Genomic DNA, 25,537 nt, shown 5'->3' with positions numbered 1-25,537 from the left:
ACTGTGGACCGGCGCCCCCGCGGAGCGATCAGGTCAGGCCGCGTTCAGCCCGGTGTCGTCGATGACGAACGACGTCTGCAGGCTGGCGTCCTCCGTCCCGGTGAAGGTCACCGCGACCGACTGGCCGGCGAAGGAGCCGACCGGGAAGGACCGGGCCACGTACGTCGTCCCCTTGTTGAGGTTGGAGAACGTGCCCACCGTGGTGGTGCCGACCCGCACCGACAGCGTGTCGAAGGCGGTGGTGGTCGTGGTCTCCGAACTGACGATCTTGAGGAAGAACGTCAGCGTGGAGGCCGTGCAGCCGGCCGGGATGGTCACCGTCTGGGACAACGTGTCCGTGTGGGTGGTCCCGTAGCCGTCGAGCCACGCGTCCCGGGTGCCGGTGCGCGGGGCCCCGGTGCCGGTGTTCGCGCCGATCACGCCGGCCGTCGCCGTCCAGGGTGCGGACGCCGTCTCGAAGCCCGGGTTGCCGAACTTCTGGCCCGGGCTGGCGCAGGCGCCGCCCACCCCGGCGATGGTGAACGTGAACGAGGTGCTCCCGGAGCCCGCCGCGCTGGTGGCGGTGGCGGTCACCGTGAACGTGCCGGCCGCGGTCGGGGTACCCGACACGGTGCCGGTGGTGGCGCCGATGGTCAGGCCGGTCGGCAGCCCGCTCGCGGACCAGGTGTACGTCCCGGCCGGCGAGGCGGTCAGCGTGAACGGCGTGATCGCGGTGCCGGCGGTGCCGGACTTCGCACCCGGGTTCGTCACGGTCACGGCCCCACCGACGGCGCACGTCGGGTCGGCCGCCTGGGCCGGCACCGAGACCGCGTCCCAGGCCGCCTTGATCGTGTTGAAGTTGGTGCAGTTGCCCGGGGTCAGGTTCTTCGCCGCGTTCAGCGTCGCGGTGCGGTACCGCAGGTAGGTCATGCCCGCGGTCTTGCTGAGCATCGCGTTGTAGAAGATGTTCGCGGCGACCTGCTCGCCGATGCCGGTGACGACCGAGCCGTTGCAGGTCGGGCTGGCCGGCTGGCCACCGGCGGCCGCGCTGCCCTTGGAGGCGAGGGCGAACCAGTGGTCGAACGGACCGGCGGCGGCGTGCGTCTCGGCGGTCGGGATCGAGGCCGAGTAGCAGTTCGGGTCGCCGACGAGCGACGGGTTGTACATCTGCCGGATCGGACCGCTGCCGACGAGGTTGATCTCCTCGCCGATGCTGTAGTCCGGCGGGTCGTTGGGATTGTTGGCGAAGAACTCCACCGACGTGCCCATGACGTCGCCGGTCGCCTCGGAGACGCCGTTGCCGGACTGGCCGCCCGGGGTGTTGGAGTCCAGCGCGTGCCCGAACTCGTGGCCGACCACGTCGAAGGAGCCGATCCAGGCGCCGGCCTGGTTGTGGCCGACGGCGACGCGGGAGCCGTCCCAGAAGGCGTTCAGGTCGTTGAGGCCGACGTCGAGGGGGAACCCGCGGCCGGTGCCGGTGATGCCGTTGCGGCCGAACAGCGCGCCGAACATGTCCCACTCGCGCTGGACGGTGAACAGCGCGTCCACGCAGCCGGTCTCGAGGTTGGTGCCGACGCCGTTGCCCCAGACGTCGTCGGTGCCGGTCATCACGGCGCCGGTGGTGAAGTTGCGGCAGGCGATGCCGGGCCGGGTCGGGTCGGTCATCGAGAACGACGTGCCCGCGCCGCTGGTGGCGATGCTGACCGCGCCGTAGATGGCACCGTTACCGGTGCCGTCGGCGACCTGGTCGTAGGAGTAGATGACCTTGCCGGTCATCGCGTCCACGAAGACGTGCAGGGCGCTCGGGACCTGACCGGAGTGCCCGGCCACCACGGCCTCGTACGCCAGCCGCGGGGTGTCCAGCGCGTACACCATCTTCTCGATCGACTTCACGCCGTCGACGGTGGTGGCCTTGGACTGTGCCCGCGCGGTGGCGCTCGCGGCCGCGGCGCTGACCGCCGGGGTCAGCGTCGAGAGCGCGATGGTCCTGGTCTGCGCCACCTCGGTGGACAGCACCTGACCGGACGAGTTCGTGACGACGACGAAGTCGCCGCCGTACGTCCGCAGGCCCTGGTACGTCCGCTGGTACGGGACGTACTGCAGGCCCTGCTTGGACTGGATGACGGGGCTGGCCGCGAAGCTGTCGCCGACGGCGGCGTGCAGCTGTGCGGGGCGTGCGGCGACCATCGCCGCGGCACCGTTGGCGGCGAGGGTGGACGGGGCGGCGAGCGCTGAGGCCGAGGGTGCGGCTTGCGCTGTACCGGTCACGACGCCTGCGGATACGGCGACGACGACCGCGGCCACCGCGCCCAGGGTGATGGCACGTCTCACTGCGGTACTCCCTTCCCGGGAGCCAGCTCGGCCTTTCGGCCGAGCTACGAGGGATGCGGTGGCGTCAATGTGGCAGGCCACATGGACGCACGTCATCACCTGCGCGCGAAATGAGGCTGAGTGGGTGACAGGCGGTGGCTACGAATTCACTGAGTGATTGCCGCTATTTGGTGCTATCCAGGATGAACTGGGCTACGCCATTGGCAGTAGCCGGGGCTTTCGTGGCCGAGCCGCAGTCCCGCCATGCGACCTTCGTGGACCCGACCGTCAGGGCGTAGTCGAAGGCGTCCGAACAGTCGGACTCGGGCACCGTCCGCTTGGCCTCCGCGGCCAGCGCCGGATCGGCCGCCATCCGCGTGAGCTTCTCCCGCTGGTCGGCGGCCAGCCTGCCGGTCCTGTCGGCGCCGGCCTTCCCGGCCCGGTCCCAGCGGCCGTCCGGCTGCACGGTGATCTTGTCCTGGTTGCCGCCGATACCGCCGAAGCGCTGCAGCAGCACGGTCTGCGCGGCCGACCCGCCGTCGCCCGAGACCCCGGTGCCCGTCCCGGGACCGGAGTCGGTGCTCCCGCCGCCACCGCAGGCGGCGAGCGGCAGGGCGGCCAGCAGCAGGGTGGCGGCGAGGCGGCGCATGCGGGTGCGACGCATCGGCGCTACGCCGGGTTCCCGGCCGCGCCGAGCAGCGTCGGCAGATGCCGCGGTGGCGGGCTGCCGTGCGCGAGCACCTCGTCGTACCGGTCCCGGCCGGCCACGGTCGGGGCCAGCTCCGTGTAGCCGACGAAGTACGTGGACAGCTGCGCGCTGGTCAGCAGCGCCCGCCGCCACTTGCCGACGGCCTCGCCCTCCTCCTGGAAGCCCCGCGTGGTCATCAGCTCGCGGGCCTCGGCCTCGGACATGCCGCCGGCGTGCACGCCGGCGTCGAGCATCGCGTTGATCGTCGTGCGCAGCTGCATCTTCAGCTGCTGCAGGCGGACCGGCACGCCGCCGTACCCGAGGTGGGCCATGATCTCCTCGGCGTGCACGGCCCAGCCCTCGATGAACGAGCCGCTGGCCAGCACCTGCCGGACCGGCGTGTTGCCGCGGTAGCGGCGGGCCAGCGCGAGCTGCAGGACGTGCCCGGGCATCGCCTCGTGCACGGTCAGGTTCCGCACCATCGCGGTGTTGTACTCGCGGTAGAACGAGGCGACCCGGTCCGGCGCCCACCCCGACGGGGTCGGGCTGATCGCGAACCGGGTGAGGCCGCCCTCCTCCAGCGCGCCGGGCGCGTCGCAGTACGCGACCGCGATGCCGCGCCGCAGCTCCGGCATCACCTCGACCTCGACCGGGTCGCCCGGCACCCGCACGATGCCGCTGCTGGTGACCAGCTCGGTCGTCTCGGTCAGGGCCTGCCCGGCCAGCGCCACGATCGTGGCGTCGTCCGGAGCCTCGGCCGCGGCCCGCTCGAACGCCCGCCGGACCGGGTCCTCGCCGGCCCCGACCCAGTCGGTCGCGGCCTCGATCAGCTCGGCGGTGACGGCGTCCAGGTGCTCGCGGGCGGCCGCGGCGATCTGCTCGGCCGACAGGTCGGCGTCCAGGGTCAGGTGCAGCTTGGCCGCGTAGAGCTGGGCGCCCAGCCGGGGGTCGGCGTCGGCGTCCTCGAGCTGCTCCAGCAGCCAGTCCCGGTGCTCGACCAGCGCGTCCTCGGCCGCGGTCCGCATCGGCTCGACCGAGAGGAACGTCCGCGGCGCCGTGCCGGCCAGCGGCGGGATCTCCTCCCGCAGCATCGTGATCAGGCCGGAGATCTGGGTCAGCGCGGTCTCCACGTGCACCCGCGGCATGTTCTCCAGCGTCGTCCGGGCGGTGGCCAGGCGCTCCGGCACGGCCCGCAGCCGGCCGCCCAGCGCCCGCAGCCGGTCCTCCACCGCGACGGTGTCCCGGGACAGCAGCAGGTAGAGCGCGTCGCCGGGCAGCCAGAACAGCGGGTTCCAGGTGTGCTCGCGCAGCTGCTCGATCGCGAACACCCGGCGGTCCAGCCCGGCCCGCAGGATCTCGGCGTCGACGGCGTCGGCCGGCTCCAGCTCGTCGGTGTCCAGGCTGTCGAGCTCGTCGCGGTGGTCGGCGAACGCGGCCACGGCCTGGGCCAGCCCGGACTCGGACAGGTCGGTCAGCCGGTCGTCGTACCGGTGGTCGCCGAGGTCGGTGGCGCGCTCCGGCTCGAGCCGGAGCAGATCGTTGACCGCGTCCTCGGCGAGCGCATGGAATCGGGCGGCGGTGTCGGCCATTCCCACACCCTGCCAGGTCTGCGTCGGGGTGGCTCGACGGGGCGGCCCGGCCCGTGGGTGAGCCGGGCCGAGCCGCCGTACGGGGGTCAGCTGGTGGTGCCCGTCGTGCCCTGGCCCGTCGTGCCGCCCTGCTGGCCGGTGCCGCCGCCGGGGAACCCGCCCGGGCCGGTGCCGGTGGTCGCCAGCGACTGGTCCAGGACCGTGGTCGCGGCGCCGGCCTCGGAGGCGACCACCGTGACGGTGTTGCCGGTGGCGATGTCGGTCACCGCGGCCTGCCCGCCGTCGACGCTCGTCGCGCCGGACAGCGTGTACGTCTTCGCGTAGCCGTCGGTGCTCTTCACCGTGACGCTGGTCGCGCCGGCCGCGGTCACCTGCCCGGTCTGCATGATCCGGGTGACGTACGTGCCGTCGCCGGCCGCGGTGACGAACGTGCCGTGCAGCGCGCCGGTCAGCCCGGTGGCCGCCGTGCCGCCGCCCGGGAACCCGCCGCCGCCGGGACCGCCCTGTCCGGTGCCGCCGGCACCACCCTGGGCGGTGCCGGTCGAGCTGCTGGAGCCGGAGTGCGCGACGGCCACGCCGCCGATCGCGATCACGGCCGCGGCGGCGACCGCGGTCACGGTGGCGGTCTTGCGGGTCGACCACTTCGGCCGCTCCGGCTCGGCCGGCGGCTGCGTCCCGTACGGGGGCACGGCCGGCGGCGGCGTGCCGGCGGGCCGGACCCCGGGCCCGTAGGCGGGGGCGCCGTACGCCGGGGTCCCGTCGCTGTAGCGCGGGATGTCGTCGCCCTGGCGGGGGGTTCCGTCGGAGTAGCGGGGCGTGCCGTCGGGCGCGTTCCCGGTGACGTACGCGGGCGGCTCGGCGCCGGCCGGCTCGGTGCCGTACCGCTGGTACGGCTGCTGGGCCGGGTACTCAGGCGCCTCGCCGGGCGGTACGGTGCCGGTGGGGTGGTCCTGGCGTTCCATCGGATCTCCTTGGGTGGTGCCGGCGCGCCGGCTCGGTGCCGGTGTGCCGACGACGCTCGGCCCGATGCCTGTCAGGACGCTGTGTCCGGCCTGGGAACGGGCCACGAGATGCGTCCATCAGTCCCGCACAGGGAGCCCACAGCCCGCGTACAGGAGCGGGCCCGATCGTCAGTGCCATGACGACGACCAGCGAGACCGCCCGCCCGGCCCTGCGCCGGCCGGACGGGACGCCCATTCGCGCGCTCGTCGTGGACGACGAGCCGGCGCTGACCGACCTGCTCTCGATGGCGCTGCGCTACGAGGGCTGGGACGTGCGCACGGCCGCGGACGGGGCGACCGCGGTGACCATGGCCCGGCAGTTCAAGCCGGACGTGGTCCTGCTGGACGTGATGCTGCCGGACCTGGACGGCCTGGCCGTGCTGCGCCGGATCCGAGCCGACGACCACGACGTACCGGTGGTGTTCCTGACCGCCAAGGACGCGGTGGACGACCGGGTCGCCGGGCTGACCGTCGGCGCCGACGACTACGTGATCAAGCCGTTCAGCCTGGAGGAGGTCGTGGCCCGGCTGCGCGCGCTGCTGCGCCGCTCCGGCGCGACCGCGGTCCGCTCGTCCGGCGAGCTGGTCGTCGGCGACCTGGTCATGGACGAGGACGGGCGCGAGGTGACCCGGGCCGGCGTGCCGATCGCCCTGACCGCGACCGAGTTCGAGCTGCTGCGCTTCCTCATGCGCAACCCGCGCCGGGTGCTGTCCAAGGCCCAGATCCTGGACCGGGTCTGGTCCTACGACTTCGGCGGCCAGGCCAACGTGGTCGAGCTGTACGTCTCGTACCTGCGCAAGAAGATCGACGCCGGTCGGGAGCCGATGATCCACACCGTTCGCGGCGTGGGCTACGTGCTCCGTCCCGCCGGCTGACGGCACCATGCGCAGGTGACCCTTCGCGCCCGGCTGCTCGCCGCGCTGCTCGCCCTGCTGGCGGCGGTGAGCCTGATCGTCGGCGTGGTCAGCGTGCTCGCGCTGAACTCGTTCCTCGTCGGCCGGCTGGACAGCCAGCTCGCCGCCGCGGTCGGCCGGATCCAGGACGGCGGTCCCGGACCGTCCCGGCCGACCCCGTCCCCCGGCGCGTCGGGGTCGACCGCGCCCGGAGACGGCGGCGGCTTCGGCGGCGGACCGCCCGGGCTGCTGGTGGCCGGTCAGGCCGAGGGCACGCTGGGCGCGCTCATCTCCGGCGGCCAGGTCAGCTCGGCCGCCGTCGTCAACTCCGCCGGCGGCGGTACCTCGCTGACCACGGCGCAGGAGCAGGTGCTGCTGGTGCTGCCCGCCGACGGGCGTTCGTACGAGCGGGGCCTGGGCGGGGACCTGGGCGACTACCGGCTGCGGGCTGTCACGGGCCCGGACGGCGGCGAGTTCGTGGCCGGCCTGCCGCTGTCGGGCGTGCACGACACCGTGACCCGCCTCTCGATCGTCATCGCCGCGGTGGCCGCGTCCGGCCTGCTGCTGGCCGGGTTCGCCGGCGCGGTCATCGTCCGGCTCACGCTGCGCCCGCTGCGCCGGGTCGCCGCGACCGCGACCCGCGTCTCCGAGCTGCCGCTGGCCCGCGGGGCCGTCGACCTGTCCGAACGGGTCGCCGAGGCCGACACCGACCCGCGGACCGAGGTCGGCCAGGTCGGCGCCGCGCTGAACCGGATGCTCGGGCACGTCTCGAACGCACTGACCGCCCGGCAGGAGAGCGAGACCCGGGTCCGCCAGTTCGTCGCCGACGCCAGCCACGAGCTGCGGACGCCGCTGGCCTCGATCCGCGGCTACGCCGAGCTGACCCGGCGCGGGCGGGACCCGGTGCCGCCGGACGTGGCGTACGCGCTGGGGCGGGTCGAGTCCGAGAGCACCCGGATGACCGGACTGGTCGAGGACCTGCTGCTGCTGGCCCGCCTCGACAACGCCCACGACGGCGGTCCCGCGGTCGCGCACGAGCCGGTCGACCTGAGCCGGCTGGTGGTCGACGCGGTCAGCGACGCCCGGGTCGCCGGGGCCGACCACGACTGGGCGTTGGAGCTGCCGCCGGACCCGGTCGAGGTCCGCGGTGACGGCGACCGGCTGCACCAGGTGGTGGCCAACCTGCTCGGCAATGCCCGCACGCACACGCCGGCCGGGTCGACCGTCACGGTCGGACTGTCCATTGAGGACGGATCCGTCCTCTTGCGAGTGACCGACGACGGACCGGGAATCCCGCCCGAGCTGCTGCCGCGGGTGTTCGAGCGGTTCGCCCGCGGGGACGGGTCACGGTCCCGCGCGGCCGGCTCGACCGGGCTCGGGCTGGCCATCGTCTCGGCCGTGACCGACGCCCACGGCGGGACGGTCGCCGTGGACAGCTCGCCGGCCGGGACCGCCTTCACCGTACGGCTTCCTAGCTCTCCGGTAGGGGATGCGGACGGCTCCGCGGGGTGACGCTTCCCGGCGCACTTCTTCCTAGCGTCGGGGCATGGAGATCCTGCGCAGGACGTTCGGGGCGGAGACCTGGCGACGGGTCGCGTACGGGGCGGTGTCGGCGCCGGTCGGCCTGGCCGCGCTGGGGCTCACTCTCACCGGCCAGCCGGGCCGGTCGGCCCGGCTGCAGCAGCGGGTCGTCCAACGCCTGCTCGGCGCTCCGGTCGGGAATCGCGCCCGGCTGAGCGGCACGATCGCGTACGCACTGCTGAGCATCCCGCTGGGCGTGGTCGGCCTCTGGCTCGCGCTCCTGCTGGTGCCCAACACGATCCGCAACCTGCTCTACGGGTTCGTCGTCGGCGACGGCTACACCGACGCCTGGGGCGGGCCGACGCTGGCCGGCGCCTGGACCGTGCACGCGGTCCTCGCGCTCGCGCTGGTGCCGGTCGGGCTCTGGCTGGTCCGCGGGCTGACCGCACTGCAGCGGCGGCTGGCCGGCGCGCTGCTCGGCGGCGGCCGGGTCGGCGTCCCCGTCGGCGTCACCAGCGCGGTCGTCGTGCTGGCCGGCGCGGTGTTCCTGGACCTCTGGGTCCACCAGGTCTGAGACCGTGTCCCCCGTGCGGAACCCGATCACGCTGCTCGCGCTGCTGGCCGCTGCCGTGCTCGGCCTCGGCTCGCTCGACCTGCACCAGCACTACCGGCTGGGCCTGGTCGCCGCGCTCGGGCTGAGCCTGCTGCGGGCGGCGCCGCTGGCCCTGGCGCGGTCCCGGCCGCTGGTCGCCTGGGCCGGGACGCTGGCGGCGACCGTGCTGACCGCGGTCGCGACCCGGCCGGTGAGCGCCGACGAGCCCTGGCCCTGGGCGGTGACCAGCATGCTGGCGGCGCTGCCGGTGCTGGCCGTGCTCGGCGCCCGGATGTCGCCGCCGGCCCTGGCGGGCGTGTGGGCGTCGGTGGTCGCGACCGGCGCGGTCCCGCTGCTGGTCGCGCCGGACCGGGGCCGGTGGGCCGGACTGCTGCCGGCGCTGGCGCTGACGGCGGCCGCGCTGGCCGGCGGGTACCTGGTCCGCGGCCGGGCCGACGCGCGGCAGAACGTGCTCCACTCCGAGGCCGAGCGGGAGGTGCTGCGGGAGCGGGCCCGGATCGCCCGCGAGCTGCACGACGTCATCGCGCACGGGCTGTCGGTGGTGACGGTCCGGGCCGACAGCGCGCCGCACCGGCTGCCGGACGTCTCCCCCGCCGTCGCGGCCGAGTTCGACGCGATCGCGGAGGCGGCGCGGCAGTCGCTGACCGAGCTGCGGCACGTGCTGGGCGTGCTGCGCGATCCCGGCGCGGGCTCCGGCACCGCGCCGCTGCCGGGGCTGGCCGACCTGCCCGCGCTCGTCGGGGGGGTGCCGTTGACGGTGACCGGGACGGACCGGGAGGTGCCGGCGGCGGTGCAGCTCACCGCGTACCGGCTGGTGCAGGAGGCGTTGAGCAACGTCCGCCGGCACGCGCCGTCGGCGTCGGCCTCGGTCACCGTCGGCACCGAGCCGGGCTCGCTGCGGGTCACGGTCGTGAACTCCGCCGGGGGCGACGGTGTCCCGGGTCGCGGGTACGGTCTGGCCGGCATGCGCGAGCGCGTCGCCCTGGTCGGCGGCCGGCTGGACGCCGGACCGCGACCCGACGGCGGCTGGCGCGTCGACGCCGCCCTGCCCCTGGACCAGCCGGGCCCGTCCGGCGCGGGGCCGGACCCGTCCGGGGTGTCGCGGGGGCAGGGGGACGGGTGACTATTCGGGTGGTCGTGGTCGACGACCAGGAGATGGTGCGGGCCGGGATCGCGGCCCTGCTCGGCGCGCAGCCGGACATCGAGGTCGTCGGCGAGGCCGCGGACGGCGCCGCCGCGCTGGCCGAGGCCGACCGGACCACCCCCGACGTGGTCGTGATGGACATCCGGATGCCGGGTATGGACGGCCTGACCGCGACCGAGAAGATGACCGGCCCGCGGGTTCTCGTCCTGACCACCTTCGACGCGGACGAGTACGTCTACCGCGCGCTGCGTGCGGGAGCGAGCGGCTTCCTGCTCAAGGGCGCCCGCCCGGCCGAGCTGGCCGAGGCGGTCCGGATCGTCGCCGCCGGCGACGCGCTGCTGGCGCCCTCGGTGACCCGGCGGCTGGTCGAGCAGGTCGTCTCGGCCGGGCTGACCCCGTCGATGTCGCCCCGCGGCACCCCGGAGCTGACCGCGCGGGAGCGCGAGGTGCTCCTCCTGCTGGCCCGCGGGCTGTCCAACGCCGAGATCGCCGACCGGCTCGTGGTGGCCGAGCAGACCGTGAAGACCCACGTCAGCCACGTCCTGGCCAAGCTCGGGCTGCGCGACCGCGCCCAGGCGGTCGTCCACGCGTACGAGACCGGCCTGGTGCGGCCCGGCGGCTAGAAGATGGCGCGGCCGGTCTGGGCCAGGAGCGGGGCGATCGGCTGGCTGTAGGTGGTGCCGCCGGAGGTGCAGTTGCCGGCGCCGCCGACCACCATCGACAGGCCGGTCGAGCCGCTGAAGACGGGCGTCCCGGTGCCGCCGGTGTCCGGGCAGAGCGTGCTGCGGACCAGGCCGGTCATCGTGCCCTCGGGGAACGTCACGGTCGCGTTGAGCGCGGTGACCGTGCCCGAGTGCAGCCCGGTGACCGGCGACAGCTCCTTCACCGACTGGCCGACGAACGACGTCCCGGCCGCGCTGATCGGGATCAGCGCGGCGCCGTTGCGGACCCCGTGCAGCTGGACGACGGCCGGGTTGTCGATGCTGATCAGCGTGAGCCCGGTGCTCGCGAACACCGTGCTGACCACGCCGACCGAGGTGGTCCCGGCCGACCACCGGGTGCCGACCGGGCCGCAGCGGCCGGCCAGGATGCCGCGGCCGGTGACGGTGAAGCCGAGCGTGCAGCGGCTGCCGCCGGCCCGGGCGAGCACGTCCCCGCCGGCCACCGTGACGCCGGCGGCCGATGCCGGGAGTGCGATCCCGCTCACTGCGAGCACGAACGCGACGAGCACGGACGCGCAACGGAACCGGACCATCGGTACTCCTCGGGCAGGAACCCGTACGAACACCATAGTTGGGCAAAGGAAGTCCCCGCCAGCGCTGCACAGCGGTGATCGGGCAGGATCGGGAGGCCTCGCACCCAGACGTACCGGAGGATTTGATGGCGACCGCCGCGTCCCTGCCTGCCCGTGGACCCGCCCGCACGCTCGTGCTCGCCGATGTGATCCCGGGAGCCCGCGTCCGCGACGCGATCCTGGTCACCGGCGCCGCGCTGCTCACCGCGCTGCTGGCCCAGGTCGCGATCCCGGTCGCCGGCTCGCCGGTGCCGATCACCGGGCAGACGCTCGCGGTCGTGCTCACCGCGGCGGCGCTCGGCCCGGCCCGCGGCTTCGCCGGTCAGGCGCTCTACCTGGTGCTCGGCGCGGTCGGGCTGCCGTTCTACTCCGACGCCGCGAGCGGGCTGCACGTGGTCTTCGGCGCCACCGGCGGTTACATCATCGGGTTCCTGCCCGCGGCGTACCTGATCGGGCTGGCGGCCCGGCAGGGCCAGGACCGGCGCATCACCCGGGCGCTGCCGCTGTTCGCGCTCGGCCAGCTGGTCATCTTCGCGATCGGCGTGCCGTGGCTGGCGGTCGCGGCGCACCTGAGCGCGTCCCAGGCCGTCAGCGCGGGGTTCACCCCGTTCATCGTCGGCGGCATCGTCAAGGCCGCGATCGCCGGGGTCGCGCTGCCCGGCGCCTGGTGGGTAGTCCGCAAGGCCGACCGCCTCGGCTGACCGGGGAGTGAGTGTCGCGCCGGCACAGCGGGCAGACCAGAAGCGTCCCCCGACGACGAGGAGACGCGGATGACACTCGCGGCGGCCGCGGCCCATTCCACCAACAACAGCGTGCTGCTGCTCGCGGCGCTGCTGGGCATCGCGACGGTGGTGGTGCTGATCACCTGGGCCAAGATGCACCCCTTCCTGGCCCTGATCCTCGGTTCGGCGGTGCTCGGCCTGGTGGCCGGGCTCGGGCCGACGCCCACCGTCGACAGCTTCGTGGCCGGGCTGGGCTCCACCGTCGGCAGCGTCGGGTTGCTGATCGCGCTCGGGGCCATGATCGGCGGCCTGCTGGCCGACTCGGGCGGGGCCGAACGGATCGTGCAGACCATCACCGACAAGGTGTCGGGCGGGGCGTTGCCGTGGGCGATGGCCGGTGCCGCCGCCCTCATCGGCATCCCGCTGTTCTTCGAGGTCGGTGTCGTGCTGCTGATCCCGATCGTGCTGCTGGTCGCCCGCCGGACCGATCAACCGCTGATGCGGGTGGGCATCCCGGCGCTGGCCGGCCTGTCCGTGCTGCACGGGTTCATCCCGCCGCACCCCGGGCCGCTGGCCGCGATCGGCGTCCTGAACGCCGACCTCGGCACCACCCTGGCGCTCGGTCTGCTGATCGCCATTCCGTGCGTGATCGTGGCCGGGCCGCTGTTCGGCACGTTCATCACCAAGTACGTCCCGGTGCACGCGCCGGCCCTGCTCGACGCGGCAGACCGTACGCCAGCCGCGGTCGGGTCCGCCGGTTCCCGGACCGGCGGCTCCGCCCGCACCGGCGCCGGTGACATCACCCATCCCGAGGCCGACGTGACCGGGACCGACGCGGGCACCGGCGGCCCGGACACGACCGACGTCGGCGGTCCGCGCCGGCGGCCCCGGTTCGGGGCGACGGTGGCGACCGTGCTGCTGCCGGTGCTGCTGATGCTGCTGCGCGCGGTCGGCGAGATCGCCCTGGACGAGGGCACCGAGCCGCGGCAGTTCCTCGAGGTCATCGGCAACCCGGTGGTCGCGCTGCTGGCCGGCGTGCTGTTCGGGATGGTCACCCTGGGTCTCGGCTCCGGCATGGACAAGGCCCGGATCTCCGGCACCGTCGGGGGCGCGCTGCCCGCGATCGCCGGCATCCTGCTCATCGTCGCGGCCGGCGGCGGGTTCAAGCAGACCCTGGTCGACGCCGGGGTCGGGGACGTGATCGCCGACTGGGCCAAGGATGCCAACATTTCCGCGCTGCTGCTGGCCTGGCTGGTCGCGGTCGGGATCCGGCTCGCGACCGGCTCGGCCACCGTCGCCACCATCACCGCCGCCGGCATCGTCACCCCGCTGGCCGCGGGCATGGACAAGCCCGAGGTCGCGCTGCTGGTGCTCGCCATCGGCGCCGGCTCGCTGTTCTTCTCCCACGTCAACGACGCCGGCTTCTGGCTGGTCAAGGAGTACTTCGGGCTGACAGTCGGGCAGACCATCAAGACCTGGTCGGTGATGGAGACGCTGATCTCGGTCGTCGGCCTGATCTGTGTCCTGCTGCTCAACCTCGTCATATGACCGGCGTGGTGATCGGGGTCGATCTCGGGACCACGAGCACCAAGGCGGTCGCGTACGACACCGGCGGGACCGAGGTCGCCAGCGCCTCGGCCGGTTATCCGCTGGACGAGCCGCACCCGGGCTGGGCCGAGCAGGACCCGGCCCTGATCCTGGAGGCGGTGGTCACGTCGGTGCGGGAAGTGGTGTCCGAAGTGGACGGTCCGGTGGCCGGGCTGTCGTTCAGCTCGGCCATGCACACGCTGATCGGGCTGGACGCCGACGGCGCGCCGCTGACGCCGTCGCTGTCCTGGGCGGACTCGCGGGCGTCGGCGCAGGCGGAGCGACTGCGGGCGACGCCGGGCGGGCTGGCACTGCACCGCCGGACCGGGACGCCGGTGCACCCGATGGCGCCGCTACCGAAGCTGATGTGGTTCCGCGAGCAGCAGCCCAAGCTGCACGAGCAGGTCGCGTCCTGGGTCGGGATCAAGGACTTCGTGCTGTCCCGGATGTGCGACGCGCTGGTGACCGACCACTCGCTGGCGTCCGGGACCGGGCTGATGGACATCTCGACGTTGTCCTGGGACTCCGAGGCGCTGCAGCTGGCCGGCATCACGGCCGAGCAGCTGCCGGAGCTGGTGCCGACCACGACGGTCCTGCCGGGACTGTCCACTTCGGTCGCCGACCGGCTCGGGTTGCCGGCGGCGACCCCGGTGGTGGTCGGAGCCGGTGACGGCCCGCTGGCCAACCTCGGTCTCGGCGCCGTCGACCCGGGCGTGGCCGCCTGCTCGATCGGCACCAGCGGCGCGCTGCGGGTGATGGTCGAGAAGCCGGCGGTCGACCCGCTCGGCGGCGTGTTCTGCTACGCCCTCACCGCGGACCGCTGGGTCGTCGGCGGCGCGATCAACAACGGCGGGATCGTGCTGGACTGGGCCGGGTCCGCGCTGGCGCCGGACATCGGCGCCGATCCTTCCGCCCTGCTCGAACTGGCGGGCCGGGTCCCGGCCGGGTGCGGCGGGCTGATCATGCTGCCGTACCTGCTGAGCGAGCGGGCGCCGCACTGGAGCGCGCTGCCGCGCGGGGCGTACATCGGGCTGACCCGGGAGCACCGGCGCGAGCACCTGCTCCGGGCCGCGATCGAGGGGGTCTGCCAGCAGCTCGCCCTGGTGCTGCAGTCGATGCGGGCGGCCGGCAACGAGGTCCGGTCCATTCGGGCCACCGGCGGGTTCGCCCGCAGCCCGCTGTGGCGGCAGATCCTGGCCGACACCCTCGGCATGGACGTCCAGTTCCCGGCCGGGCACGAGGGGTCCGGCTTCGGCGCGGCGCTGCTCGGCATGCAGGCGCTCGGGCTGGTCGACTCGATCGACGTCGCCGCGGACCTGGTCCGGATCGAGGACACGGTCCGGCCGGACGCGTCCGCCAGCGGGGTCTACGCGTCGCTGCGGCCGGTCTTCGCCGAGCTGTACGACGCACTGGTGCCGACGTACCGGTCGCTGCGGCGGTTGGCGCCGCAGCTGCCGCTGGACTAGAGGGTTCGTCGCAGGGCTTCGGCGGTCGCCTCGTCCGCCGGGAGGAACGCCTCGATGCTGAGCTCCGCCGCGGTGATGTCCAGGGCGGTGCCGAACGTGGTGACCGTGCTGAGGAAGCTCAGCTCGCGACCGTCCACCCGTAACCGCAGCGGCACCGCGACCGACTGCTCGGGCCCGCCGGCCTCGCTGCCGCCGGGGTAGGCGGCGAGCTCGCGGTGCAGCTCGGCCAGCCCGTCGTCGGCGCTCGCGGCGGCCTCCCGGGCCAGCCGGCCGAGCACATGGTGCCGCCACTGGGCCAGGTTCACGATCCGGCCGGCCATGCCGTCCGGGTGCAGGGACAGCCGCAGCACGTTCACCGGCGGGGCGAGCAGCTCCGGCGCCGCCGGCACGGTGAGCACGGCGACGCCGGCGTTGGCCGCGACCAGGTCCCAGCCGCGGTCGACCGCGAGAGCCGGGTACGGCTCGTAGCCGGCCAGGATCGCGCCGACCGCGTCCCGCACCGGCGACATCACCGGGTCCTCGAACGCCCGCTGCGGGTAGGACGGCGCGAACCCGGCCGCGAGCAGCAGCGGGTTGCGGTCCCGCAGCGGCACGTCCAGCCGCTCGGCCAGCCGGAGCACCATCTCCCGACTGGGCCGGGACCGGCCGGTCTCCAGGAAGCTGACGTGCCGGGCGGAGACGTCCGCGGCCAGGGCGAGATCGAGCTGGCTCACCCGGCGGCGCTGTCGCCACTGGCGCAGCAACGCGCCGAATCCCGTGCGGTCCGCGGTCTCCGTCCCCACCCGCCGCAGGCTATCCCCCAGCGCCGGCCCACCGGCCGTCGCGGGCGGCCGACCGGCCGTCGCGGTGACCCGGCCGGCCGTCACGGGCGGGCGCCCGGCCGTCGCAAGGGCGGCGCGGCCGGCCGCCGCGGGACGGGCGCGGCCGGCCGCGGTGGGGATCACGGTGTGGGGAGGTCGCCGAAGAAGCCGGTGATGGCCCGCAGCCGGCCGTCGGCGGCGAGCTCGCCGACGTCCAGGCCGGCCAGCGCGACCGCACCGTCCGGGCCGACCAGCTCCCAGCCGACCCGGAACCGGTCGTGGTGGGTGTCCACCGCGCTCGACCGGCGGAACCGGTGCCCGGGGAACTGTCCCTGCAGGGCCGCGTGCAGGTCGCTGATCCCGGCGTACCCCTCGGCCGCCATCGGCGGGTCGGTCAGCGTGCCTTCCGGGGCCCAGACCTGCTCCACCAGCGTCGCCCGCCGGGCCGGGTCGGTCTCGTTCCAGGCCGACAGGTAGGTGTCCACCGTCGTCGTCACGTCGCTCATCGCGATCTCCTCCGTCGTCGTACGTCCTTGACGCAGACCACTGTGGACGGTGCGGTGCGGCGGCGCGATTACCTGACAGGTAATGCGGCCCGGTCCTCGCGCACACCCTCTAGGGTCGGGCGATGTCGTACCCCGAACCCCGATACCTCGGCGACGGCGGTGCGACCTCGGCGACCGCGCGCGCCGCGGCCGCCGAGCCCGACCTGGTGTTGTCCGCCGTCGACGTGCACTACCTCGCCACCGGCGCGAGCACCGGCGGCGACTTCGGCCTCTACCGCTGGGAGATGACCGGCCCGCGCAGCGGCCCCGAGCCGCACTTCCACCGGACGATCACCGAGTCGTTCTACGTCCTGACCGGCACCGTGCGCCTGTACGACGGGACGCAGTGGGTCGACGCCGTGCCCGGCGACTTCCACTTCGTACCGCCCGGCGGGATCCACGCGTTCCGCAACGAGTCCGGCGCCCCGGCCTCGATGCTGCTGCTGTTCACGCCGGGAGCCCCGCGCGAGGCCTACTTCGAGGGGCTGGCCGAGATCGCCGCCTCCGGCCGGACGCCGGGTCCGGAGGAGACGACCGAGTTCCTCCGCAGGCACGACCAGTACATGGTGTGACGAGCGTTCCCCCCAGCGCGTGCCCCGGATGGGGTGGGGTAGACAGAGGCTCATGCAGGCGATCGTGTACACGAGCAACGGTGACCCGGACGTCCTTCAGCTGACCGACCGGGACGTGCCCGAACCGGGCCCGGGCGAGCTCCGGGTCCGGGTCGGGGTGTCCGGGATCAACCCGACGGACTGGAAGGCGCGGCGGAGCCGGCCGATCGGCGACGCCGGTTTCCAGATCCCGAACCAGGACGGCGCGGGCATCGTCGACGCGGTCGGCAACGGCGTCGACGCTGCCGTCGTCGGCCAGCCGGTCTGGATCTGGGAGGCGGCCCAGGGACGACCCTGGGGTACGGCCGCGCAGTTCACGGTGGTGCCGCAGCGCCAGGCGGTGCTGCTGCCGGCCGGGGCCTCGCTGGAGCTGGGCGCGTGCCTCGGCGTGCCGTTCCTCACCGCGCACCGCTGCCTCACGCTGGGCGAGAGCATGCCGGACCGGCTCGACCCGGGCGCGCTGGCCGGCAAGACCGTCCTGGTCCAGGGTGGGGCGGGCGGGGTCGGCAACGCCGCGATCCAGCTGGCCCGGTGGGCCGACGCCCGGATCATCACGACCGTGAGCAGCCCGGCCAAGGCCCAGCTCGCGGCCGCGGCCGGGGCGGACGAGATCATCGACTACAAGACCCAGGACGTCGTGGCCGAGGTACGGAAGGTCGCGCCGCACGGGGTGGACGCGATCGTCGAGGTCTCGGTCGCCCGCAACGCGTCGGTGGACGCGCAGGTGCTCGGCCTGCACGGCGCGGTCGGGATCTACTCCGACGACGGCGGCGACAGCGTGACGATCCCGATCCGGGCGATGATGGGGCCGAACGCGCGCTGGCAGTTCGTACTCGTCTACACCGAGCCGAACGACGCCAAGGGCGCCGGCATCGAGGACACCAACGCGGCCGTCGCCGACGGCGCGGTCAAGGTCGGCACCGAGCACGGCCTGCCGCTGCACGTCTTCCCGCTGGCCGACGCGGCCAAGGCGCACGCCGAGCTGGAGACCGCCCCCACCGGCCGCGTGCTCGTCCACGTCGCCGACCTCTGAGCGGGATCGCTCGCCGCTGTCTCTGAGCCGCGCCGGTCGCCGATGTCCACAGGAGGCGGCCGGGCCCGGATTTCGTCGGCGGGCAATGGCAGAGTGGCCGGCGTGGACGCGAACGAGGTCGCCGAGCGGCATCTGACCGGGGTCCTCGCCGGGATGGCGGGACCCGGCGCGGTGCCGCGCCCGGACCAGGTCGAGGCGGTCGCCGCGCTCGCGGCCGGCCGCCGGGTCCTGCTGGTCCAGGCGACCGGCTGGGGCAAGTCAGCGGCCTACTGGGCCGCCACCGCCGCCCTGCGCGAGGCCGGCCACGGCCCGACCCTGGTCATCTCGCCGCTGCTCGCGCTCATGCGCGACCAGGTCACCGCCGCGGGGAAGGCCGGCCTGCGCGCGGCCACGGTCAACTCGGCCAACGTCGAGGACTGGCAGGTCGTCTTCGACGCGCTCGGCGCGGACGAGGTCGACGTGCTGCTGGTCTCGCCGGAGCGGCTGGCCAACCCGAAGTTCGCCGACCGGGCGCTGCCGCTGCTGGCCAAGACCGGCCTGCTCGTCGTCGACGAGGCGCACTGCATCTCGGACTGGGGCTTCGACTTCCGCCCCGACTACCAGCGGCTGACCCACCTGCTGGCCGCGACCACGCCCGGCAGCCCGGTGCTCGCGACGACGGCGACCGCCAACGCCCGGGTCACCGCCGACGTCGCGGCCCAGCTCGGGGACGACACGCTGGTCCTGCGCGGCCCGCTGGCCCGGGCCTCGCTGCGACTGGCCGTCGCGCCCGGCCTGGACGGGGTCGAGCGGTTCGCCTGGGTCGCCGACGCGCTGGACACCCTGCCCGGCTCCGGCATCGTCTACGCGCTGACCGTCGACCAGACCGAGTCGCTGGCCGGGTTCCTGGCCGCCCAGGGCCACCCGGTGGCCGCGTACACCGGGCAGACCGAGCCGGACGAGCGGGCCCGGATCGAGGCCGCCCTGCGCGCGAACGAGCTCAAGGCCGTCGTCGCGACCTCCGCCCTCGGCATGGGCTACGACAAGCCCGACCTCGGCTTCTGCGTGCACGTCGGCTCGCCCGACTCCCCGGTGGCGTACTACCAGCAGGTCGGGCGGGCCGGGCGGGCCCTGGACGAGGCCGTCGGCGTGCTGCTGCCGGCCGCGGAGAGCGACCCGCGGATCTGGGAGTGGTTCGCCACCGCGACGATCCCCGACCCGGACGCGGCCGCCCGGGTGCTGCGGGTGCTGCCCGGCCCGGACGGCGCCGCGATGTCGGTGCCGGCGATCGAGGCCGAGACCGGCCTGCGCCGCGGCCGGCTCGACGCGCTGCTGAAGACGCTGCGGGTGGACGGCGCGGTCGACCGGGTCGGCACCGGCTGGGTCGCCACCGGCGAGCCCTGGCAGTACGACGCGGACAAGTACGGCCGGGTCGTCGCCGCCCGGCGGGCCGAGGCCGACCTCATGCGGGAGTACGCGGCCGGTGCCCGCTGCCTCATGCAGGTGCTCACCGAGGCGCTGGACGACCCGACCGCCGGCCCCTGCGGCCGCTGCTCGGTCTGCACCGGGGTGCTGCCCGCGCCCGGCGCCCGGCCGGCCCCGGAGCGGGTGCTGGCGGCCCGGCGGCACCTGCGCGGCCGGCGGCACGTGCTGGAGCCGCGCAAGCTCTGGCCCTCGGGCGGCGGCCGCAAGGGCCGCATCGTCGGACTGGCGCCCGGCCGTGCGATCGCGTTCGCCGACGACCCGGCCTGGCGGGACCTCATCGCCGAGGTCGGCGGCCCCGACGGCGAGCCGTCGGACGAGCTGCGCGCCGCGCTGGTGGACGTGCTGTCCCGGTGGTCGCGGGAGTGGGACGAGCGGCCGCTGGCGGTCATCCCGGTGCCGAGCCGGTCCCGGCCGCGGCGCGTCCAGGGCATGGCCGAGCACATCGCGACCATCGGCCGGCTGCCGCTGGTCGATGCGATCTCGGTCACCGGCACCGCCCCGGCCGACGAGGTGTCCTCCGGCGTCCGGGTCCGGCAGCTGTTCGACGGGCTGCGCCTGCTGGACGGGATCGCGCTCCCGCCCGGGCCGGTGCTGCTCGTCGACGATCTTGCCCGCTCCACCTGGACGATCACCGCTTGCGCGGCATTGCTGCACGATGCCGGCACCGGTCCCGTGCTGCCCCTGGTGGCGCACCGGCGACCCTAACGGAGGGTCGCCCGGCCCCCGCGATCGGACACGCTACGTCACCCTGATGGGCTAAGTAACGTTCCGAGGTTGCCCATTACTAATTTGGTGAAGGGTATTGATTCCTTCACCGCCACCTGCCAAGTTGTTCGCTGCTCAGGGGGGACGGATTCGATTCCGTCGGGCTGGGTGGCGGTTTCCCGTGTGCGACGCACCGTGCCGGGCGCTATTCGCTCCGACATGCCCCACGGGTGCCGACGCGCCGGCGCCCGAGCAATCCGTTGTCGCCTTCTTCGGTGACGACTTCCCTGTACTGCTCGCTCCTGTGATGCACCCGGAGGACGGATGCACCGAAGATCGACCGCTGCCTGCGCGAGGCGGCGCCCGGCCCTGGCCGGGGACGGACGATGGCGACGGCCGGGGACGGTCCTGGCCGTCGGCGTCCTCGCCGTGCTCGCCGTCGGCTGGTGGTCCGGCCCGGCGACGAGCGCCTCGCAGGCGCACCCGTCCGGACACCTCGGCATGCCCGCACCGCTGGCCGCCGGCGTCGCCGCGGCCGAGGACGGACCCTCGGTCGACACCTCCTGGGGCCCGCTCACGGCCACCGACAAGGACCTCCTGGTCCGGGTCAAGCTCGCCGGGTCATGGGAGGTCCCGGCCGGCGACATGGCCCAGACCCACTCCTCCGACCAGCGGGTGCAGGCGGTGGGCCGGGTGCTCGCCGCCGACCACCGCCGGTTGGACGAGGAGGTCGGTGCGGCCGCCCGCAAGCTCCAGGTGCAACTGCCGGACCAGCCGAACCTCAACCAGCGGAACTGGCTGGCCGAGATGACGCCGGAGCGCGGACACGCGTTCGACGAGACCTTCGCCAACCGACTGCGGACCGCGCACGGTCAGGTGTTCGCGATCGTCGCGGACGTCCGGGCCAGCACCCGCAACACGCTCGTGCGGGCCTTCGCCGCGGAGGCCACCGACGTGGTGATGAAGCACATGAGCCTGCTCGAGAGCACCGGGCTGGTCGCGCCGGTCGAGGCCGACGTGCTCGCTCCGCCGGCGCCGCACGGGCCGATCACCACCCCGCTGGTGATCGTGGCCGTGGTCCTCGTCGCCGTCGCCAACCTCGCCCTGGCCGCGCGCCGCTCCTGGGCCTGAGACCCGCTGCTCCACCCCCATCAGAAAGTCCGATCGAGAGGAGTTCCCCTTGCCGTACTTGGAACAGCGAGGCAGCCGAAGACGCCGGATGGCCGCCGTGTTCGCAGTGGTGGCCATCGGCAGCGCGGCGGGCGTCGGCGTCCGCTGGGCCGCCGCGGCCGAGAGCCCGGCCGCGGCGCCGGAGATCCAGTCGACGCTGGAGTCGGTCGACGGGCACAACCACCCGGTGACCGTGCCCGAGGACTACGTACGGATCCAGGACGCGCCGGCGGCGACGCCGGCCCCCCGACCGGTCCGCGGCGCTTCCCGGGGCACGTTCACCGCCCAGTGCGGGCGCAACACCAACGCGCACCGCAACTCCGACAACTTCATCACCTCGCCGGGCGTGAGCAACGGCGCCCACCACACCCACGACTACGTCGGCAACCTGTCCACGGACGGCAACGCGACCGACGAGTCGCTGGCGGCGGCCGGGACGACCTGCCGCGGCGGTGACCTGTCGACGTACTTCTGGCCGGTGCTGCGCGACATCCGTACGGCCGGCGACGACGCGGGCGCCCCCGGCGGCGGCGCGGACGGCAACATGGGCACGATCCTCACGCCGGCCCAGGTCTCCATCCAGTTCCTCGGCAACGCCCAGGGCCGCGTCGCCGCGATGCCGCGCTTCCTGCGCATCGTCACCGGCGACGCGAAGGCCGTGACCAATGGGCCGAACGACCCGCTGGCCAGGGCCCACTGGACCTGCTCCGGTACGCACGACAAGGCCAGCTCGACCCAGTACCCGATCTGCCCGCGCGGCCAGCTCGTGCAGCGCGTGAACGACTTCCCGGGCTGCTGGAACGGCACCGACCTGGACAGCGCGACGCACCGGTCGCACGTCGCGTTCGCCGACCCCACGACCGGCGCCTGCCCCGAGGGCTTCAAGGCCATCCCGCAGCTGCGCATCATTCTCGGCTATCGGGTCGCCCCCGGCGCCTCGTTCGCGGTGGACACGTTCCCGGAGCAGCTGCGTAAGGCCGTGACCGACCACAACGACTTCGAGAACGTCATGTCGGACCGGCTCATGCGGGTCGCCGTCGGCTGCATCAACAACGGGATGCGCTGCTAGGCGGTCCGTCCGGAACTTGTGTCGCGGTGCGTCGCGGCGCAGGCGGCGTACCACCGCGGGCGCCCGCGGTGGTACGCCGTAATTCGACTCGAATTCATTTCCCGACCTGCGACTTGGAGATAGCCGCTTTCATGCCGACCGCAATCGAGAGCGTGCACCTCGTTGCCGCCACGATCGGCTTCGTCTCGTTCGGCGCCCTGTGGGCCGGCACGCTGATGGGCACCGTGCTCCGCAGCGGCTGGGCCTCGGCCCGGCTCCGGCACCACACCGTGCACGGCATCCACATGCACCTGATCCTGCTCGGGCTCTGCCTCGGCGTCGTGCACGGGCTGGTCCAGCTGGCCGCGCCCGGCGGCAGGGTCCGGGGGATCGACGTCGTCATCCCGTTCACCGACCGGGCCGACCCGCTCGGGGTCGGGCTCGGCGTGCTCGCGCTGGAACTGATGATCGCCACCGCGCTGTCGGTGCTGGTGCAGCGCAAGCTCGGCTGGCAGCGGTGGCGGGCGTTGCACTCGCTCGGCTACCTCTCGTTCACGATGGTCGCCGCGCACCTGATGATCTCCGGGTCGGAGGTCGCGGCGGCGCCGGTCCGGGCGGCGGTCGCGCTGGCCTGGGGCACGGTCGTGCTGGCCGGGGCCGCGACGATCGCGCCGGTGGCGCGGCTGCCGCGCAGCCTGCTGGAGCGGGTCGCCCGGCAGCAGCGGGCGGAGGAGATCACGGTCGCGGTGGACGCGGTGCGGTGCAAGTCGTTCGGGTTCTGCGAGCAGGAGGCGCCGGCGATCTTCTCGCTGCGCAGCGACCGGCGGCTCGCGTACCGGTCGGTGGTCTCCAGTGACCAGGCCGACGTGGCGATGCGGGCGGCGGTGGTATGCCCGGCGCGGGCGATCGCGATCGGGCGGCTGCCCACGTCGGTGGTGCTGGCGCAGACCGGCGAGCAGGAGCTGGTCCCGGCCGAGGCGGCTCCGGTGGCAGAGTCCCTGGCTCCGGCGTTCCGGCCGGCCGCGGTGCCGCGCCGGTCGCCGGAGCCCGTACCCCGGCGGGCGGCCGCCGACCCCGTACGGCGGGCCGCGGAGCCGGTCGCGCACCGGACCCCGGCCGCCGAGCCGGTCGCCCTCCGGTCCTCCACCCCCACCCCCTCCCCTGAGCCCGAGCCCGCACCCCGGCGCGCCGCACCGGTCCCGGTGGCCCGCCTGGCCCCGGTCGCCGACCCCGGCACCGGCCCCCTCCCCCGAGTCGCCGCCGGGCCCGGGACAGGCTCCCTTCCCCGGGTCGCTTCCGGCCCTGGAACCGGTTCCCTGCCGCGGGTCGCTTCCGGCCCTGGAACCGGTTCCCTGCCGCGGGTCGCTTCCGGCCCTGGAACCGGTTCCCTGCCGCGCGTCGCCGGCGGTCCGGGAACGGGGTCGCTGCCGCCGATCGCGACCGGCCCCGGGTCCCTCCCCCGGACCGCGAACGACTCGGGGAACGGGTCGTTGCCGCGGGTCTCGGGCGACCCGGGGACCGGGTCGCTGCCGCGAGTCTCGGGCCCGGGGACCGGGTCGTTGCCACGGGTCTCGGGCGACCCGGGGACCGGGTCGCTGCCGCGGGTCGGGGCGCCGCCCGGGCCGCGGGCAGTGGGTGCACCGCGGCCGGGGGCGCGGGCAGCGCGGCCGGCGGAGGCGTTGCCGCCGCCGTCGGACATGCAGGACACCGGGCGACATCATCTGCCGCCGCTGCGGGGGATCCCCGGCGGCCGGTCGGGAGCGGGCCGATGAGCGTGCACCAGCTGCGGGTCAGCCGGGACGGCCGCCCCGCCTACGGACCCCGCGACCGGATCGTCGTCGTCGGCACCGGCGCGGCCGGGTGGAGCGCCGCCGCCGAGCTGCGCCGGCTCGGGTTCGCCGGCGAGATCATGGCCGTCGGCGCCGAGCCGCTCGGCCCGTACGACCGGACGGCCTGCTCGAAGGGCCTGCTCGACGGGCACCAGCGGCCCCGCGACATCGCGCTGGACCTGCGCGGGCACCCGGACGTGCGCTGGCACGTCGGCGCCCGGGTGGCGGGCCTGGATCCGGAGGCCCGGCGGCTGCTGTTCGCCACCGGCGAGTCCCTGGCGTACGACGGGCTGGTCGTCGCGACCGGCACCAAGCCCACGCTGCCGCCGGCCTGGCCGGCCGGACCGGGCCTGCACCTGCTGCACGACCTGGCCGACGCGCTGGCCCTGCGGTCCGCGCTGACCCGGGCCGGCAGCGTCGCGGTCGTCGGCGGCGGGCTGACCGGCTGCGAGGTCGCCTGCGCGGTGACCGCGATGGCGCGGCGGGCGGTGCTGGTGAACTCCCAGCCGCACCTCATGCCGCGCTCGATCGGCGAGCAGCTCGGCGCGCTGGTCACCGCCTCGCACCGGGCCGCCGGGCTGGAGCTGCGGCTCGGCCGCAAGGTCGCCGACGCCGAGCGACGCCGGCACGGCTGGCGGCTGCTGCTGGACTCAGGCGAGACCGTGTCGGCCGACCTGGTCGTGGTGGCCGCGGGCGAGAAGCCGGAGCTGGACTGGCTGGAGGGCACGCCGACCGACCGCTCCGACGGGCTGCTCTGCGACGAGTCGCTGCGGGTGGTCGGACTGGACGGGGTGGTCGCCGCGGGCGCGCTGGCCCGCTGGCCGGATCCGCGGCACCGCAGGCCGGGCGCGCACCGGGTCGGGCAGTGGATCATGGCGGTGGAGCAGGGCCGGGCGGCGGCGGCGACGCTGCTCGCCGGCCACTCCGGGGCGCCGCCGGTCTCGCTGCTGCCGCGGTTCTGGTCGGACCAGAACGGGCTGCGCATCCAGGTCTGCGGCCGGCTCTCGGACCGCGCCGACGTGCACCTGACCGAGCTGCGACCGCGCCGGCGCGACACCGCCCGGGCCGGCGTGGTCGCGCACTACGTCGAGGACGGCCGGCTGGCCGGGGTCGCGGCGGTCAACGCGCCGCGGGCGTTCACGGTCGCCTGCCGGACGTTGCTGGCCGAGCCGGCGCCGGTGCCGATGCCGGCTCCGGTGGTGATCCCGGAGCCGATGGTCGAGGAGCACCGGTTGCGGCTGGTGCGCTGAGCTGGGACCGGCCACGGGGCAGCGGCCGCGGCCGGTCCCGTCCGACGTGCGGCCGGCGGGCCTTGGAAGGAGGACCGCCGGCCGCACGCAACGCTCCCTGGGTCGGCCGAGCGGGTCCGCCGGCCGCGGCAGCACATCCCGGACGACAGCCGCGCGGTCCCGGGACGACAGCCGCGCGGTCCCGGACGGCGGGCGGTCGGTCCCGGACGGCGGGCGGCCGGTCCTGGACGGCGGGGCGGGCGGTCCCGGACGGCGGGGCGGGCGGCCGCGGACGG

General features: G+C 74.9%; 22 protein-coding genes. 15 read left to right on the top strand and 7 right to left on the bottom strand.

From position 1 onward, the window contains the following. Positions 1-33: 33 nt before the first annotated feature. From VGP36_14265 to VGP36_14250, 4 genes are all read right to left on the bottom strand, one after another. Entirely contained in the window at positions 34-2,166 is a 2,133-nt protein-coding gene (locus VGP36_14265; GenBank protein ID HEV7655879.1) for a M4 family metallopeptidase, read from the bottom strand. A 307-nt stretch (positions 2,167-2,473) separates the two neighbouring features. Continuing rightward, positions 2,474-2,953 (bottom strand): hypothetical protein, encoded by a 480-nt coding sequence (locus VGP36_14260; protein ID HEV7655878.1) that lies wholly within the window; start codon positions 2,951-2,953, stop codon positions 2,474-2,476. Between the two features lie 5 nt (positions 2,954-2,958). Beyond that, positions 2,959-4,566 (bottom strand): DUF885 domain-containing protein, encoded by a 1,608-nt coding sequence (locus VGP36_14255; GenBank protein ID HEV7655877.1) that lies wholly within the window; start codon positions 4,564-4,566, stop codon positions 2,959-2,961. Between the two features lie 86 nt (positions 4,567-4,652). Continuing rightward, positions 4,653-5,528: a hypothetical protein gene (locus VGP36_14250; GenBank protein HEV7655876.1), complete on the bottom strand. Its 876-nt coding sequence runs from the start codon at positions 5,526-5,528 to the stop codon at positions 4,653-4,655. 209 nt (positions 5,529-5,737) lie between these two features. On the opposite strand from VGP36_14250, the gene VGP36_14245 reads away from it, so the two are divergent. Genes VGP36_14245 through VGP36_14225 form a run of 5 tightly spaced genes read left to right on the top strand, consistent with a single transcriptional unit; the run spans position 5,738 to position 10,361 of the window. Further along, the gene (locus tag VGP36_14245; protein ID HEV7655875.1) at positions 5,738-6,442 is read left to right on the top strand and encodes a response regulator transcription factor; all 705 of its coding nucleotides are present in this window, start codon (positions 5,738-5,740) and stop codon (positions 6,440-6,442) included. A 15-nt stretch (positions 6,443-6,457) separates the two neighbouring features. Next, on the top strand, positions 6,458-7,972 hold the full coding sequence (locus VGP36_14240; protein HEV7655874.1) for an ATP-binding protein: 1,515 nt from the start codon (positions 6,458-6,460) through the stop codon (positions 7,970-7,972). 34 nt (positions 7,973-8,006) lie between these two features. Continuing rightward, a complete protein-coding gene (locus tag VGP36_14235) occupies positions 8,007-8,555 on the top strand; it encodes a hypothetical protein (GenBank protein ID HEV7655873.1) in 549 nt (182 codons plus the stop codon). A 13-nt stretch (positions 8,556-8,568) separates the two neighbouring features. Then, complete coding sequence (locus VGP36_14230) at positions 8,569-9,717, top strand: histidine kinase (GenBank protein HEV7655872.1); 1,149 nt, start codon at positions 8,569-8,571, stop codon at positions 9,715-9,717. After that, positions 9,714-10,361, top strand: coding sequence for a response regulator transcription factor (locus tag VGP36_14225; GenBank protein ID HEV7655871.1), 648 nt, complete (start codon positions 9,714-9,716; stop codon positions 10,359-10,361). The genes VGP36_14230 and VGP36_14225 overlap by 4 nt, the downstream gene beginning before the upstream one ends. On the opposite strand, the gene VGP36_14220 is transcribed toward VGP36_14225, so the two are convergent. Then, positions 10,358-10,993, bottom strand: a complete 636-nt coding sequence (locus tag VGP36_14220) for a S1 family peptidase (protein HEV7655870.1) — start codon at positions 10,991-10,993, stop codon at positions 10,358-10,360. The two genes, VGP36_14225 and VGP36_14220, sit on opposite strands and share 4 nt — an antisense overlap. A gap of 125 nt (positions 10,994-11,118) precedes the next feature. Here VGP36_14220 and VGP36_14215 point away from each other — a divergent pair, with 125 nt between their 5' ends. The 3 genes from VGP36_14215 (at position 11,119) to VGP36_14205 (ending at position 14,807) form a co-directional block, all read left to right on the top strand. Next, positions 11,119-11,733 carry a biotin transporter BioY gene (locus VGP36_14215; protein ID HEV7655869.1) on the top strand — a complete coding sequence of 205 codons (615 nt, stop codon included), beginning with the start codon at positions 11,119-11,121 and terminating at the stop codon, positions 11,731-11,733. A 69-nt stretch (positions 11,734-11,802) separates the two neighbouring features. Then, positions 11,803-13,302 carry an SLC13 family permease gene (locus VGP36_14210; protein HEV7655868.1) on the top strand — a complete coding sequence of 500 codons (1,500 nt, stop codon included), beginning with the start codon at positions 11,803-11,805 and terminating at the stop codon, positions 13,300-13,302. Continuing rightward, positions 13,299-14,807, top strand: coding sequence for a gluconokinase (locus tag VGP36_14205; protein ID HEV7655867.1), 1,509 nt, complete (start codon positions 13,299-13,301; stop codon positions 14,805-14,807). The genes VGP36_14210 and VGP36_14205 overlap by 4 nt, the downstream gene beginning before the upstream one ends. Here VGP36_14205 and VGP36_14200 read toward each other — a convergent pair. Both VGP36_14200 and VGP36_14195 read right to left on the bottom strand, forming a co-directional pair. Then, positions 14,804-15,589, bottom strand: a complete 786-nt coding sequence (locus VGP36_14200; protein ID HEV7655866.1) for a helix-turn-helix transcriptional regulator — start codon at positions 15,587-15,589, stop codon at positions 14,804-14,806. The two genes, VGP36_14205 and VGP36_14200, sit on opposite strands and share 4 nt — an antisense overlap. A gap of 158 nt (positions 15,590-15,747) precedes the next feature. Beyond that, on the bottom strand, positions 15,748-16,113 hold the full coding sequence (locus tag VGP36_14195; GenBank protein ID HEV7655865.1) for a nuclear transport factor 2 family protein: 366 nt from the start codon (positions 16,111-16,113) through the stop codon (positions 15,748-15,750). 122 nt (positions 16,114-16,235) lie between these two features. On the opposite strand from VGP36_14195, the gene VGP36_14190 reads away from it, so the two are divergent. The 7 genes from VGP36_14190 (at position 16,236) to VGP36_14160 (ending at position 25,262) form a co-directional block, all read left to right on the top strand. Beyond that, positions 16,236-16,724, top strand: a complete 489-nt coding sequence (locus VGP36_14190; GenBank protein HEV7655864.1) for a cupin domain-containing protein — start codon at positions 16,236-16,238, stop codon at positions 16,722-16,724. Between the two features lie 52 nt (positions 16,725-16,776). Further along, positions 16,777-17,796, top strand: a complete 1,020-nt coding sequence (locus VGP36_14185; protein ID HEV7655863.1) for an NADPH:quinone reductase — start codon at positions 16,777-16,779, stop codon at positions 17,794-17,796. Between the two features lie 102 nt (positions 17,797-17,898). Then, positions 17,899-19,965, top strand: coding sequence for a DEAD/DEAH box helicase (locus VGP36_14180; GenBank protein HEV7655862.1), 2,067 nt, complete (start codon positions 17,899-17,901; stop codon positions 19,963-19,965). A 324-nt stretch (positions 19,966-20,289) separates the two neighbouring features. Further along, a complete protein-coding gene (locus VGP36_14175; GenBank protein HEV7655861.1) occupies positions 20,290-21,096 on the top strand; it encodes a DUF4142 domain-containing protein in 807 nt (268 codons plus the stop codon). Positions 21,097-21,184: 88 nt separating this feature from the next. Continuing rightward, positions 21,185-22,204: a DUF1996 domain-containing protein gene (locus tag VGP36_14170; protein HEV7655860.1), complete on the top strand. Its 1,020-nt coding sequence runs from the start codon at positions 21,185-21,187 to the stop codon at positions 22,202-22,204. Positions 22,205-22,335: 131 nt separating this feature from the next. After that, the gene (locus VGP36_14165) at positions 22,336-23,955 is read left to right on the top strand and encodes a hypothetical protein (GenBank protein ID HEV7655859.1); all 1,620 of its coding nucleotides are present in this window, start codon (positions 22,336-22,338) and stop codon (positions 23,953-23,955) included. Continuing rightward, on the top strand, positions 23,952-25,262 hold the full coding sequence (locus VGP36_14160; protein HEV7655858.1) for an FAD-dependent oxidoreductase: 1,311 nt from the start codon (positions 23,952-23,954) through the stop codon (positions 25,260-25,262). Before VGP36_14165 ends, VGP36_14160 begins: the two co-directional genes overlap by 4 nt. The last annotated feature ends 275 nt before the right edge of the window (positions 25,263-25,537 follow it).

The sequence above is a fragment of the Mycobacteriales bacterium genome (genome assembly GCA_035995165.1).
Taxonomy (GTDB): domain Bacteria; phylum Actinomycetota; class Actinomycetes; order Mycobacteriales; family CADCTP01; genus CADCTP01.
This window is presented reverse-complemented; position numbering and strand designations above follow the sequence as displayed.